Raw genomic sequence first — 13691 nt, forward strand, 5'->3', positions numbered from 1 at the left:
AGGCTCGGCTCTCGGGAGGGAGCCGCGTGGAGGAACCGGTCGTCGCCATCATCTGGATCGTCTCGTTCGTCGTCGTCACCGTGCTGGTGACGGGGCTCTCGGGCAAGGCGGGCTGGTCGGCACCCGTGGCGCTGGTCGCCGTCGGGGCGCTGGCCTCCTTCGTCCCCGGGATCCCCGAGGTGGTGGTCGAGCCGGACGTCGTCCTCTACGGGATCCTGCCGCCGCTGCTCTACGCGGCGGCGATCCGCACCTCGGTGCTCGACGTCCGCGCCCGCGGCGACAGCATCCTGCTGCTCTCGGTCGGACTCGTGGTCTTCACGGTGCTGGTGGTCGGCGCGGTCGCCTGGGCGGTGGTGCCGGCGATCTCGATCGCCGCGGCCCTGGCCTTCGGCGCGATCGTGGCGCCGACCGATGCGGTGGCGGTGTCCGCGATCGCGGGGCGGCTGCGCCTCCCGCGGCGGATGATGACGGTGCTGGAGGGCGAGAGCCTGCTCAACGACGCGACCGCGCTGGTCGCGCTGAACGCGTCGCTGCTCGCGATCGTCAGCACCGTGACGCCCGGCGGGATCGCGCTCGACTTCGTGCTGGCCGTCGTGGTCGGGGCGGGGGTCGGCATCCTGATCGCCGTCGTCCTCGGCTTCGTGCGCAAGCAGGTGTCCTCCTCGGTGCTCGACACGAGCCTCTCGCTGGTGACGCCGTACGTCGCGTTCATCCCGGCGCAGCTGCTGCACGGCTCGGGAGTGCTCGCGGTGGTGGTCGCCGGGCTGTTCCTCGGCTTCCGGGCGCCGGTCATCCAGTCGGCGCAGGCACGGATCGCGGAGTCGCTGAACTGGCGCACCATCCAGTTCCTGCTCGAGAACGCCGTCTTCCTCTTCATCGGACTGAGCCTGTCCTCGGTGGTCGCGGCGACCGCCGACTCCGACATCGGCGTCTGGCAGGGGATCGGCATCAGTGCCGCGCTGCTCGGGGCGCTGATCGGCAGCCGGGTGCTCTGGATGTGCCTGACCACGGTCCTCTTCCGGCACGGCCCGCGGCGGCTGCAGCAGCGCGGCTGGACCTGGCCGACGGCGCTCGGGGTGTCCGTGGCCGGGATCCGCGGCGTCGTCACGCTCGCGGCGGCGTTCCTGCTGCCGGAGGAGACACCGCAGCGGGCGTTCCTGCAGTTCCTGGCGTTCGTGGTGGTGGCGGGCACGCTGGTGCAGGGGCTCGCGCTGCCGAGGGTGCTCCGGCTGCTCAAGCTGCCGGCGCCGAACGAGCAACAGGAGCACGTCGAGAAGCAGATGCTGCTGGCGGAGGCGCAGTCGGCCGGTCTCGCGCGGCTCGACCAGGAGCCGCAGGACGGTGTCGAGGAGCGGGTGCTCGACCGGCTGCGGCGGAACGCGGTGTTCCTCGCGGACGCGCTGGAGAACCCGCCGGAGGCCGAGGGCGCGGAGCCGCTGACCCACTCCTACAACCGGCTGCGGCGCGTGATGATCGCGGCCGAGCGCGAGGCGGTGCTGAAGGCGCGCGCCGAGGGCCGCTACCAGGAGCCGGCGGTGCGCAGCGCGCTGGCGTTCCTCGACGTGGAGGAGGAGGCGCTGGCGGTGGGGCGGCAGTAGCTGACCTGCCCAGGCCGCCTGGAGTGGGCGGTGAAAATCCTATAGGATCGACGGGTCCGGCCGGAGGGCCGGCGCACTCGATGATGAGGAGCCGACGAGCATGACCCGTCTCTGGAACGAACCCGCCGACTTCGCCGACGACATGGTCGACGGCTTCGTCCGCGCCAACGGCCGCTGGGTCCGCAAGGTCGTCGGCGGCGTCTCCCGCTCGACCCGCTCCGAGGAGCCCGAGGTCGCGGTGGTCATCGGCGGCGGCTCGGGCCACTACCCGGCCTTCGCCGGACTGGTCGGGCCCGGCCTCGCCCACGGCGCCGCGATGGGCAACCTCTTCGCCTCGCCCTCGGCGCACCAGGTCGAGTCGGTGATCCGCGCGAGCGAGCAGGGCCGCGGCGTGCTGCTCAGCTACGGCAACTACGCCGGCGACGTGCTGCACTTCACCGCCGCGCAGGACGCGGTGCGGGCCGACGGCATCGACTGCCGCACCGTCACCGTGACCGACGACATCTTCAGCGCGAAGCCGGAGGAGGCGCACAAGCGCCGCGGGATCGCCGGCGACCTCACCGTCTTCAAGGTGGCCGGGGCCGCCGCCGCCGCGGGCTACGCGATCGACGACGTGGAGCGGGTGGCCGTGCTCGGCAACGCGCGCACCCGCTCGCTCGGCGTCGCCTTCACCGGCTGCACGCTGCCCGGGGCCGACGAGCCGCTGTTCTCGGTGCCCGAGGGCCGGATGGCGGTCGGCCTCGGCATCCACGGCGAGCCCGGGATCGACGAGGTCGACATCCCGAGCGCCGCGGAGCTCGCCGAGCTGTTCGTGACGCACCTGCTCGCCGACGCCGAGATCCCCGAGGGCGTGAGCGTCGACGGCGCCCGGGTGGTCCCGGTGCTGAACGGGCTCGGCTCGGTGAAGAGCGAGGAGCTGTTCGTCGTCTTCAGCACGATCGCCGACCTGCTCGAGGCGCGCGGGATCACCCTCGTCGACCCGCAGGTGGGCGAGTTCTGCACCAGCTTCGACATGGCCGGGGTCTCGCTGACGCTGTTCTGGGTGGATGAGGAGCTCGAGACGCTGTGGACGGCGCCGAGCGACACGCCGGCCTTCCGCACCGGGGCGGTCGACGGCGGCGCACTCGTGGCCGTCACCGCGACGCAGGCCGAGGAGGTCGCCGCCGAGGTCGGCGAGGCCTCGGAGGAGTCGCGGGCCGCGGCCGCGCGGCTGTCGGACGCGATCGCGGCGATCCGCGACGTGATCGACGCGAACGCCGACGAGCTCGGTCGGCTGGACTCGATCGCGGGCGACGGCGACCACGGCATCGGCATGCAGCGCGGGGCGCGGGCCGCCGCGCAGGAGGCGGCCGGCGTGCTCGAGCGCGGGGCCGGGGCGCAGACGCTGCTCACCCGGGCCGGCGACGCCTGGTCGGACCGCGCGGGCGGGACGTCCGGAGCGCTGTGGGGCGTCATCCTCCGCAGTGTCGGCGAGGCGCTCGGCGACGACCGGGCCGTGAGCGCGCGCGAGGTGAGCGCGGGGGTGACCGCCGCCTCCGACGCCGTGCGCGGCTACGGGAAGGCGAGCGTCGGCGACAAGACGATGGTGGACGCGCTGGTGCCGTTCGCCGAGACGCTGGCGGAGCGGGCCGGTGCGGGCGACGCGCTCGCCGACGCGTGGGGCGCCGCCGCGGTGGCCGCTCGCTCGGCCGCCGACGCCACCTCCGACCTGATGCCCGGACTCGGCCGCGCGCGCTCGCACGGCGAGAAGTCGCTCGGGACGCCCGACCCCGGCGCGATCTCGTTCGCGCTGATCGTCGAGGCGATCGCACCGCAGCTCGGTGCCGACTCCGGCACCGCATCCGCCCCGAACGCACCGTCCACCCACGAAGGAGAGACCGCATGAGCACCACCTGGAGGATCGTCGTCGGATCGGACGACGCCGGCTACGACTACAAGGAGATCCTGAAGCGCGATCTCGAGGCCGACGACCGGGTCGTCTCGGTCGTCGACGTCGGCGTGGACGCGGAGTCGCACACGCCCTACCCGAGCGTCGCGATCGCGGCGGCCGAGCTGGTCGCGCGCGGTGAGGTCGACCGGGCGCTGCTGATCTGCGGCACCGGCCTCGGCGTCGCGATCGCGGCGAACAAGGTCGAGGGGATCCGCGCTGTGACGGCGCACGACTCCTTCTCGGTGGAGCGCGGCGTGCTCTCGAACGACGCGCAGGTGCTCTGCATGGGGCAGCGCGTCGTCGGCATCGAGGTCGCCCGGCGGAACGTGCGGGAGTGGCTCGGCTACGTCTTCGACGAGTCGAGCGCCTCGGCCGCGAAGGTGGAGGAGATCGTCGCGTACGAGCGCTCGGGAGCGACTGCGTAAGCTGAGCCGACCGCTGTGCCGAGCGCCCTCCATCGGGCGCCCCGGCCGGCCCCTTCCGCACCGATCCGCGAGGCTGTGATGACCGACGCCGTGTTCCGCCTGACCGGTGCGGAGTCGATCGAGCGGCGGGGTCTGCGTGACCACGTCTACGAGCGCGTGCTCGACGTGCTGCTCGGCCCGGACATCGAGCCGGGCATGCGCCTGTCGATCGACGCGGTGGCGCGCGAGCTCGGCGTCTCGCCGACGCCGGTGCGCGAGGCGCTCGTGCAGCTCGAGCGGACGGGCCTCGTCACCCGGGTGGCCAACAAGGGCTACCGGGTGGCGCCGCCGCTCGCCGACGACCAGCTCGACGCGCTCTTCGACGCGCGGCTGGTGCTCGAGAGCGGCGCGGCGGCGCTCGCGTCGGCGCACGAGGCGGCGCTGGTGCCGCGGCTGCAGGAGGCGCTCGCCGCGCACGAGGCGATGACCGCCGTCGTGCGCGCGGCCTCCACCGAGGGCGAGCTGCCGGTGGCGCTGCTGCGCGAGTACTTCGCGGTGGACTGGAACTTCCACCACCTGATCTTCGAGGGCACGCACAACCCGTTCCTGATCGACATGTCCGAGGCGATCTCGACGCGAGTGCACCGGATGCGCCAGACCGTGCAGACGGGCGTCAGCGACGCGGACGACGCCGTCATGGAGCACCGGGCGATCGTGGATGCGTTCGCGGCCGGCCCGGAGGCGGCGGCGGCGGCGATGCGCGTGCACATCGAGCGGGTGCGCGAGCGCTCGCGCCGCGACTCCGTCCGCTGACACTTCGGGCGTGCGGGGGCTGAACTCCGGCTCGCGGAATCGGCCCGGGCTCGTGGAATCGGGTGGTTCCCGCGTGCCGGAGGTCGTTCCGCGTGCCGGAGGTGGCCGGGGCTGAGCTCCGGCTCGCAGAATCGGCCTCGGCTCGCCGAATCGGGTGGTTCCCGCGTGCCGGAGTGCGTTCCGCGTGCCGGAGGTGGCCGGACGGTGCGCTGTCAGGGCGAGAGGTGTGCGCGGATGCCGCGACCCATGCTGGTCGAGTAGCCGCGGAGCGGCGTATCGAGACCTGGCTTCTGCAGGGGGGATCTCGATACGCCCGCCATGCGGGCTACTCGATCAGCATGGACCGCGCACTGCGCGGGCTGTTCGATCGGCATGGGCCGCGCGGTGCGCGGGCTGCTCGATCAGCAGGGGGACCGGCCGTCGGCCGGGCTGTCCGATCTGCAGGCGATGAGCCCACTCATGCTGGTCGAGTAGCCGCGGAGCGGCGTATCGAGACCCGAGGTCCTGCAGAACGGTGGATCTCGATACGCCCGCCATGCGGGCTACTCGATCGGCATGGGCCGCTCGATGCGCGGGCTGTTCCGTCGGCATGGGTCGCGTGATGGGCGGGCTGTTCGGTCGGCAAGGGGACCGGCCGTCGGCCGGGCTGTCCGATCTGCAGGCGATGAGCCCCTTCATGCTGGTCGAGTAGCCGCGGAGCGGCGTATCGAGACCGACCCTCCTGCAGAACGGTGGATCTCGCTAGTCCCGCTGTGCGGGCTGCTCGATCAGCCGGAGGGTGGGACGGCGAAGGGCCCGGCCGCGGGTGCGGTCGGGCCCTTCACGGCGGCGGCGGGTCAGTGGCTCGCCTGGACGCTCGTGGTCTCGAGCAGCTCGTCCGCCTTGGAGCCGCGGAAGAACTTGGTGCAGAACATCATGGCGGCGGCGAGGAAGGCGAAGACGCCGAGGGAGACGACTCCCCACACGCCACTCTCGGTGGGCACGGCCTCATTGAAGCCGTTGCGCATCAGCGGGGCGACGAAGCCGCCCAGGTTGCCGAGCGAGTTGATCAGGCCGATGCCGGCCGCGGCCGCTGCTCCGGTGAGGAACGCGGTCGGGTAGGCCCAGGTGATCGGTCCGACGGAGAGGAAGCTCGCCACCGCGAGGGTGATGAACAGCAGGCCGAGGATCGGCTGGCCGGCCGATCCCGCCCAGGCCGAGCCGAAGATCGACAGGCCGGTGAAGATGTAGAACATCGCGCCCCAGGAGCGGCGGCGGCGGATCGTGTTGGCGTGCTGCCCCACGTAGTAGCAGGCGAACAGGCCCACCAGCCACGGGATGGCCGAGACGAGTCCGACCTGGAAGCCGACGTCCTGCCCGATCAGATTGGCGACCTGCTGCGGGAGGTAGAACGTCGTGCCGTAGACCGCGATCTGCAGGCAGAAGTAGATGATCGTGAAGTACCAGACCTTCCAGCTGGCCATCGCCTTCCAGATGCCGGTCGGGCCGTCGGCCTGGCGCACGGTGTCCTCGCGCTCCATCGCCGCCGTCAACGAGTCCTTCTCGCCCTGCGTCAGCCACTTCGCCTTCTGCGGATGGTTCGTCAGGAACTTCAGCGCGGCGATGCCGGCGAGCACCGCGAGCACGCCCTCGGTGAAGAACATCACCTGCCAGCCCTCCCACGGGGTGATCTGGTTGCCGACGCTGATCAGGCCGCCGCTGAGCGGGGCGCCGAGCATCTGCGAGAAGGGCTGCGCCAGGTAGAAGATCGCGAACATCTGCACGCGGACCTTGTTGGGGAACCACTCCGACAGGAACATGATCACGCCGGGGAAGAGCCCGGCCTCGGTCACGCCGAGCAGGAAGCGCAGGACGATGAACATCGTGTCGCCGGTGGTGAAGGCGAACGCCGCAGCGACGATGCCCCAGGTGACCGCGATGCGGGCCAGCCAGAACCGGGCGCCGAAGCGCTTGAGCAGCAGGTTGCTCGGGATCTCGAAGATCGCGTAGCCGATGAAGAAGATGCCGGCGCCGAGCGCGAACGCGCCGTCGGAGATGCCGCGGTCGACCGAGAGCGCCTCCTCGGCGAAGCCGACGTTGGTGCGGTCGAGGAACGCGACGAAGTAGAGGATGACGAGCATCGGCATCAGATGCCGGGACGCCTTCGAGATGGCGGATTTCAGCGCGGGATCACGGGTGGATCCGAGGGCTGGGGACGAGGTGGTCAAGGCGCTCTCCTTTGAGTCGGCCGAATGCGGTGAGGGGTGGGAGGGGTCAGGAGCCGAGCGCGGGCAGGATCTGCGCCATGCCGACGGCGACGAGGATCACGCCGACGCCGAGGAAGATCCAGCGGCCGAGCGACCAGGTTCCGGTGAGCTTGTTCATGGGGACGTCCGTTCCAGTGCTGAAGGGATCAGTGCCGAGGGATCGGTGCCGAGGGATCGGTGCCGAGGGGATCGGTGCCGAGGGATCGGTTCCGAGGAGGATCAGTGCATGTAGAGGCCGCCGTCGACGTTCAGGGTCTGACCCGTCACGAAGCCGGCGTCCTCGCTGATGAGGTAGGCGATCGCCGCGGCGATGTCGCGAGGCGTGCCGATGCGCGGGAGCACGCCGTCGGCGGCCATGGCCGTCTTGCGCTCCTCGGTGAGGGTGCCGCCCATGATGTCGGTGTCGATCGGGCCGGGGGAGATCGCGTTGACGGTGATCCCCTGGCCGCCGAGCTCGCGGGCGACGCTGCGGGTGAAGCCGATGACGCCGGCCTTGGCCGCGGAGTAGGCGGTCTTGCTGAAGGTGCCGCCGCCGCGCTGCGCGGAGACGGAGGAGAGGCTGACCACGCGGCCGACGCCGCGGGCGACCATCGACTCCACCGCGCGGCGGGTGCTGAAGTGCACGCCGTTGAGGTTGACGTCGAGGACCCGCTGCCACTCCTCGGGGGTGACCTCGAGGTAGGAGACGGGGGAGGCGATCCCGGCCAGGTTGACCAGCGCCACGACGGGCGGGAGGGCGGCCTCGAGCGCGTCGAAGGCCGCGCGGACCTGCGCGTCGTCGGCGACGTTCGCTCCGGCGCCGGCGGCCTGGACGCCGTGCTGCTCGGCGATCTCGGCGGCCACCTCCTGCGCGGCCTCGGCGTGCAGGTCGATGACGCCGACGTTCCAGCCGAGCTCGGCGAGGTGGTGGGCGGAGTAGCGGCCGATGCCGCGCGGGGACGCGGCGCCGGTGAGGACGACGGTCCGGGACTCGGGGAATGCGGTCATGAGGGTGCTCCTTCTCGGTCGGCGCGTCAGGCGATCGGCGCGGGGCCGAGCTCGTCCATCAGCTTCTTGATGGCGACATAGGCGCGGTTGCGGTACGCGATCAGCTCGGCGGTCCGCTCGGCGGGCACGTCGAGGTAGCCGGCGCCGGACTTGGTGCCGAACTTCCCGGCGTCGACCAGCGCGGCCAGCGACTCCGGGGTGGCGAAGCGCTCGGGCCAGCGGGTCTGCAGCGAGGCGTAGCAGAAGGCGTAGACGTCGAGGCCGGCCATGTCGGCGATCGCGAACGGGCCGAAGACGGGGAGGCGGAAGCCGAAGGTGGTGCGGACGATCGTGTCGATGTCCTCGGGGGTGGCGATGCCCTCCTCGACGATCTGCGTCGCCTCGTGGAAGAGCGCGTACTGCAGGCGGTTGAGCACGAAGCCGGTGGAGTCCTTGACCCGCGCGGTCTCCTTGCCGGTCGCCGCGACGATCTCCTCGGCCAGTGCGATCGCGCTCTCGGCGGTGCCGGCGTGCGGGATCAGCTCGACGCCGGGGATGAACGGCGCCGGGTTGGAGAAGTGCACGCCGAGGAAGCGCTCGGGGTTCGTCACGGCCTCGGCCAGCGAGCCGATCAGGATGGTCGAGGTGTTCGAGCCGATCACGGCGTCGGGGCGCGCGGCGGCGCTGATCCGGCGGAGGGTCTCGTGCTTGATCTCGATCTTCTCGGGGACGGCCTCCTCGATGAAGTCGGCGGTCGCGACGGCCTCCTCGATCGAGGCGGCGGGGGAGAGGTTCTGCCGGATGCGCTCGACCGCGTCCTCGGGGAAGAGGCCGTCGGCGACGAACTGCGCGGTCTCGGTGAGCAGGCGCTCGTAGTTGCTGCGGGCGATCTCCTCGGAGATGTCGGCGATGACGACGGTGGCGCCGGAGAGCGCGAGGACCTGGGCCATGCCTCCGCCCATGTAGCCGGAGCCGACGACGGCGATGGTGCGCGCGGTCGGGGTGGTGGTGCCGGTGGTGTCGCTCATGTCTGTCGTTCCTTACTGCGAGGCCCGGGCCGCGCGGGGCAGCAGCGAGCGGATGTAGGTCTGGTTGGTCGAGCACATGCCGAGGCTGTCGCCGCCGTAGTGCTCGGCGAGGAGGATGCCGCGGAAGCCGCCCTCGATCGCATCGCGCAGGACCTGGCGGTAGTTGATGAGACCGGCCTCCATGGTCGAGGGGACCGAGGTGGCCCAGGAGCCGTCGGCCGACTCGTCGCGGGTGTAGTTCTTCACGTGCATGTAGTTGGCGTAGGGGAGGGTCTTGGCGAACAGCTCGCGCCAGTCCTCGACGGGGCGGTGCAGGCGGATGAGGTTCGCGACATCGGGGTTGAGGCCGACGTTGTCGAGGCCCACCTCCTCGACGAAGCGGACGGCGCTGTCGGCGGTGCCGAGGTAGGTGTCCTCGTAGAGCTCGAGCGCGAGCGGGAGGCCCACGTCGGCGGCGTGCTTGCCGAGCTCGCGGATGCGGCTGACGGCGGCGTTCCAGACGTCGGGGTCGTCCGGGTCCTTGGGGCCCTCGGCGGTCCAGAACCAGAGCGCGCGCTTCTGCGCGGCGCTGAACGGCTGGTGCAGACCGGTCGAGAAGACCTGCATGCCCCACTCGGCGGCCGCGTCGATGGTGCGGTGCGCGTAGGCGAGGTTCTTCTCCTCGTGCCCGGGCATGATCACGCTCTGGCGCTGCAGGTGCACCGAGGGGATGCCGATGCCGTGCGACTTCGCGATGCTGAGGAACTCGTCGCGGCGCGAGGGCTCGAGGTCCGCCGGGCGGACGTGGCTGTCGGCCAGCTCGGCGAGGGTGAAGCCGACCTGCTCGACCTGGGCGAACATGTCGTCCCAGACCTCGGGGGCCGCGTCGTGCAGGGCGACGCCGTCGCGGCCGACGGGCGGGATGCCGTGCAGGCAGGTGGCGATCGGCCAGGTCTCGGCGGTCCAGCTGTCGGGGTTCCAGTCGACGCCGTCCCAGGACTGCGCCCCCTGAAGGTTCGGCGCCCCCTGGACGGTCCGCGCGGGTGTGCTCTCGCTCATCAGTGCTCCATTGCGCTCGATGCGACCGGCGTTGGTCGCACAAAAGATCCTATAGGAAATATAGTCCTGGAGCGGCGGAGCGCAAGGGGCGGATGGGGGCGCGGCCGGTGGACCGCCACCCCGGCTACCTCCGGCACGCGGAAACCGCTCCGGCACGCTGAGAATGTCCGATTCCGCGAGCCTGAGCTACAACCACGAGCCGAACGTCCGTCTCGGCTACTTCGGGCACGCAAAACTCAGTCCGGCGCGTTGAAACCCTGCGATTCCGCGTGCCCGGGCCGGAACTGCGAGCCGAACATGCGCGCCGGCCATCTCCGGCTCGCGAGAACCGCTTGGGCACGCCGGAACCATCCGATTCGGCGAGCCTGAGCCGGAACGGCGAGCCGAATATCCGTCCCGGCCACCTCCGGCACGCGAGAACAGTTCTGGCACGTCAAAACCGTGCGATCTCGCGAGCCCGGGCCTGAACTGGGAGCCGAACATCCGCCACCGGCCTCCTCCGGCACGCGAGAACCGCTTGGGCACGACGGAACCACCCGATTCCGCGAGCCCGAGCCGGATCCGCGAGCCGAAGTCTCACCACGGCCACGTCCGGCACGCGAGAACCAGTACGGCGCGCCGGAACCGGCTGATTCCACGAGCCCGAGCCGATCGCGCGAGCCGAACCTCCGGCACCGGTCGGTCGGCGCGTCTCCGGCACGTGGAAACCGCTCCGGCACGGAGGAGCCGGCCGATCCCGTCGGACCGGGCCGGGGCCACGAGTCCTTCGTCGTGCACCGCGGCGGCAGCGGCGGACAGCCGAACGGCGGGGACCCCCGAGGGGACCCCCGCCGTCAGCGGTGGTGCGGCGGGCGTCAGCTCAGCGTGGAGCGGACCGCCGCGCGCGCCTGGTCGAGCGCGTTGCGCAGGGCGTCCGTGCTCGCCGCGGTCACGGAGCCGTGCGCGGCGGCCGTGCGCAGCTCGGCGCGCAGCTCGTCGCGGAACTCGGTGAGCAGCACCTCGGCGTCGCGCAGGGCGAGCCGGGAGGCGGTGCGCGCGTCGACCGCGGCGGTGTCGGCGGCCGGGGTCTCCGCGGGCGGGGCGTCCTGCGGGCGCTGGCCCGACGTCGCCTCCGACGACTCCGACGACGACTCCGCCGGGGCGGGCGTCTCGGCCGAGTGCTCCGGACCGCCGCGGGACGGGCGCGAGTCGCGGGCGGCGCTCGCCAGATCCGCGCGCAGGCTCTTCATCGCCTCCGCGACGCCGAGGCGCACCTCGTCGGCCAGGCGGCGGACGGAGTCGGTCAGCTCCTCCTCGATGTCGCCGAGGTCGGTCGCGCGGTTCGCCAGCTCGTCGCGGCCTGCGTCGGTGATGGAGTAGACGGTCTTGCGGCCGTCGGCCTCCTTGGTGACCAGGCCCTCCTCCTCGAGCTTCGCCAGGCGCGGGTACACCGTGCCGGCGCTCGGGGCGTAGGTGCCGCCGAAGCGCTCGCTGAGCGCCTGGATCAGCTCGTAGCCGTGCTTGGGCGACTCCGCGAGGAGGTTGAGCAGGTAGAGGCGCAGGCGGCCGTGCGCGAAGACGGGGCTCACAGTGCGCTCGCGTCGGTGAGGCGCTGCGCGGCGGGAGCGGCGGGGGAGCGGCGGACCACGGTGACGGCACCGGTCACCGAGTTGGCGGTGACGTCGACCCATTTCGAGTCGAGGGAGCCGGTGGTCGCGGTGTAGCCGCGACCGAACGTGCCCTTGACCACCTCGCCGTCGAGCTGCAGCGTGCCGGTCGCGGTGTTGATCCGGTAACGGGCGCCGAGGCCCTCGTCGATCCGGATCGTGAGGTCGCCGCTGACGGTGTTGCACTGGATCTCGTCCGGTGCGTCCTCGGCGTCGACGAAGACGCTGCCCGAGACGCCGTCGACGGAGAAGCGGGTGAGCGCGCCGGCGGTGGTGACGTCGCCGGAGACGGTGTGCGCGGTGACGCGGCCGGTGTGGTTGCGGACGGAGAGCTCGCCGTGGACGGTGTTCGCCTCGATGTCGCCGCGCAGGCCGTCGATGACGATGTCGCCGCCGACGGTGGAGACGCGGGCGTCCGAGTGCAGACCGGAGACGAGGCCGTCGGCCGAGACGGTGTCGAACTTGAGCGCGACGCCGCGGGGGACGAGCAGGCTGATGTCGGCGCGGTCGCCGCGGCGGCCGAGGCCCTTGGCGACGTCGACGACGGTGTCCCAGCGGAGCTGGATGTGGTCGACCTCGAGGCGGTCGCCGTCCATCGAGACCTTGAGCGGGCGGCCGGAGACGCTGTGCACCTCGACGCGGGCGGTGGGCTCGTCGTGCCCGATGACGTCGATCTGACCGCCGACCAGGGCGATCTTGATCGCGCGGACGACGTCGAGGTCGATGACCTTCGTCTCGCCCGCCTGCACGAGCCATTTCTCGAGCGACATGGTGCTCCTCCTTCTGCGCCCTCGTGGGGCGATCCTGCTGCTGGTGATGTCGGGACGACTCGCGATATAGCGCGAGTCGATGGAAGTCACGATATATCGCGTCTGGCGCCGTGGGCAAGAGCGCTCGGCGATCACCCAGGGGTCGACGGGCGTCTGCTAGACCGGGAGCATGGATCCGCTCGCGGCACTGCAGGAGATCGCCGCCCTGCTCGAGCAGGAGCGGGCGTCGAAGTACCGCGCGAAGGCGTTCCGGAAGGCGCTCGCCGTGCTCGAGGGCATGGCCGAGGGGGAGCGGACAGACCTCGCGCTGGTCCGCGCGGCGCCGGGGATCGGCGACACGACCTTCACCGTCATCCGCCAGGCGCTCGAGGGGCGGGTGCCGGACTACCTCGCCGAGCTGCGCGGCACCGCGTCCCTGCCCGAGAGCGCGCTGCGGAGCCTCCTCCGCGGCGACCTGCACAGCCACAGCGAGTGGTCGGACGGAGCGACGCCGATCGCGGCGATGGCCGACGCGGCCCGCGTGCTCGGGCACGAGTACCTCGCGCTGACCGACCACTCGCCGCGGCTGCGGGTCGCCCACGGGCTGAGCGCCGAGCGGCTCGCCGAGCAGCTGGAGCACCTGGCCGGTCTGGACACCGGATCGCTGCGGCTGCTCAGCGGGATCGAGGTCGACGTGCTGGAGGACGGCGCGCTCGACCAGTCGGAGGAGATGCTCGCGCGGCTCGACGTCGTGGTCGCGAGCGCGCACTCGAAGCTGCGGATGCCGAGCCGCGAGATGACGGCGCGCCTGGTCGCGGCGGCCGCGCATCCGCGGACCCGGGTGCTCGGGCACGTCACCGGGCGGCTCGTCACGGGGGAGCGCGGCACCCGGCCGCCGTCGACCTTCGACGCCGGCGCCGTCTTCCGGGCCTGCGCCGAGCACGGGACCGCGGTCGAGATCAACGCCCGCCCCGAGCGGGAGGACCCGCCGGACGAGCTGATCGCCCTGGCCCTCGAGGCCGGCTGCCTCTTCTCCATCGACAGCGACGCGCACGCCCCCGGTCAGCTCGGCCTCCTCGACTACGGCGCCGAGCGGGCCGAGCGCCTCGGTGTCCCACCCGCCCGCATCGTCACGACGTGGCCCCTCCCGCAACTCCTGGACTGGCTGGCGCCCTGATCCCCCGCCGCGAGATGCCACTTGTGCACACTTCTCACGGCGTGTCGCGTGCACAAGTGGCATCTCGCGGAAAGCGAAGTCACGGGTGGTACCCCC

11 protein-coding genes are annotated in these 13691 nt (G+C 72.0%); 5 read left to right on the forward strand and 6 right to left on the reverse strand.

Translation table 11 applies throughout. From position 1 onward, the window contains the following. Positions 1-26: 26 nt before the first annotated feature. The 4 genes from EDF22_RS18670 to EDF22_RS18685 all read left to right on the forward strand — a co-directional run bounded on the left by EDF22_RS18670 (position 27) and on the right by EDF22_RS18685 (position 4745). On the forward strand, positions 27-1598 hold the full coding sequence (locus tag EDF22_RS18670) for a sodium:proton antiporter (protein WP_123706329.1): 1572 nt from the start codon (positions 27-29) through the stop codon (positions 1596-1598). 100 nt (positions 1599-1698) lie between these two features. After that, positions 1699-3483 (forward strand): dihydroxyacetone kinase family protein, encoded by a 1785-nt coding sequence (locus EDF22_RS18675; protein ID WP_123706330.1) that lies wholly within the window; start codon positions 1699-1701, stop codon positions 3481-3483. Beyond that, positions 3480-3953 carry a ribose-5-phosphate isomerase gene (locus EDF22_RS18680; RefSeq protein ID WP_123706331.1) on the forward strand — a complete coding sequence of 158 codons (474 nt, stop codon included), beginning with the start codon at positions 3480-3482 and terminating at the stop codon, positions 3951-3953. The genes EDF22_RS18675 and EDF22_RS18680 overlap by 4 nt, the downstream gene beginning before the upstream one ends. A gap of 78 nt (positions 3954-4031) precedes the next feature. Further along, complete coding sequence (locus tag EDF22_RS18685; protein ID WP_123706332.1) at positions 4032-4745, forward strand: GntR family transcriptional regulator; 714 nt, start codon at positions 4032-4034, stop codon at positions 4743-4745. An 836-nt stretch (positions 4746-5581) separates the two neighbouring features. Here the strand turns inward: EDF22_RS18685 and EDF22_RS18690 are convergent. The 6 genes from EDF22_RS18690 to EDF22_RS18715 form a co-directional block, all read right to left on the reverse strand. Further along, positions 5582-6952, reverse strand: a complete 1371-nt coding sequence (locus EDF22_RS18690; RefSeq protein ID WP_260303559.1) for an MFS transporter — start codon at positions 6950-6952, stop codon at positions 5582-5584. Between the two features lie 258 nt (positions 6953-7210). After that, a complete protein-coding gene (locus EDF22_RS18695) occupies positions 7211-7978 on the reverse strand; it encodes an SDR family NAD(P)-dependent oxidoreductase (protein ID WP_123706334.1) in 768 nt (255 codons plus the stop codon). Positions 7979-8004: 26 nt separating this feature from the next. Continuing rightward, positions 8005-8985: a 3-hydroxyacyl-CoA dehydrogenase family protein gene (locus EDF22_RS18700; RefSeq protein WP_123706335.1), complete on the reverse strand. Its 981-nt coding sequence runs from the start codon at positions 8983-8985 to the stop codon at positions 8005-8007. 12 nt (positions 8986-8997) lie between these two features. Then, positions 8998-10023, reverse strand: a complete 1026-nt coding sequence (locus EDF22_RS18705) for a sugar phosphate isomerase/epimerase (RefSeq protein WP_123706336.1) — start codon at positions 10021-10023, stop codon at positions 8998-9000. A gap of 854 nt (positions 10024-10877) precedes the next feature. Continuing rightward, positions 10878-11591 (reverse strand): PadR family transcriptional regulator, encoded by a 714-nt coding sequence (locus tag EDF22_RS18710; RefSeq protein WP_123706337.1) that lies wholly within the window; start codon positions 11589-11591, stop codon positions 10878-10880. Continuing rightward, positions 11588-12439, reverse strand: coding sequence for a DUF4097 family beta strand repeat-containing protein (locus EDF22_RS18715; RefSeq protein WP_123706338.1), 852 nt, complete (start codon positions 12437-12439; stop codon positions 11588-11590). Before EDF22_RS18715 ends, EDF22_RS18710 begins: the two co-directional genes overlap by 4 nt. Positions 12440-12608: 169 nt before the next feature. Between EDF22_RS18715 and EDF22_RS18720 the strand changes: the two genes are divergently transcribed. Next, complete coding sequence (locus EDF22_RS18720; protein WP_123706339.1) at positions 12609-13595, forward strand: PHP domain-containing protein; 987 nt, start codon at positions 12609-12611, stop codon at positions 13593-13595. Positions 13596-13691 lie beyond the last annotated feature (96 nt).

The sequence above is a fragment of the Rathayibacter sp. PhB127 genome, from assembly GCF_003751665.1.
Taxonomy (GTDB): Bacteria; Actinomycetota; Actinomycetes; order Actinomycetales; family Microbacteriaceae; genus Rathayibacter; species Rathayibacter festucae.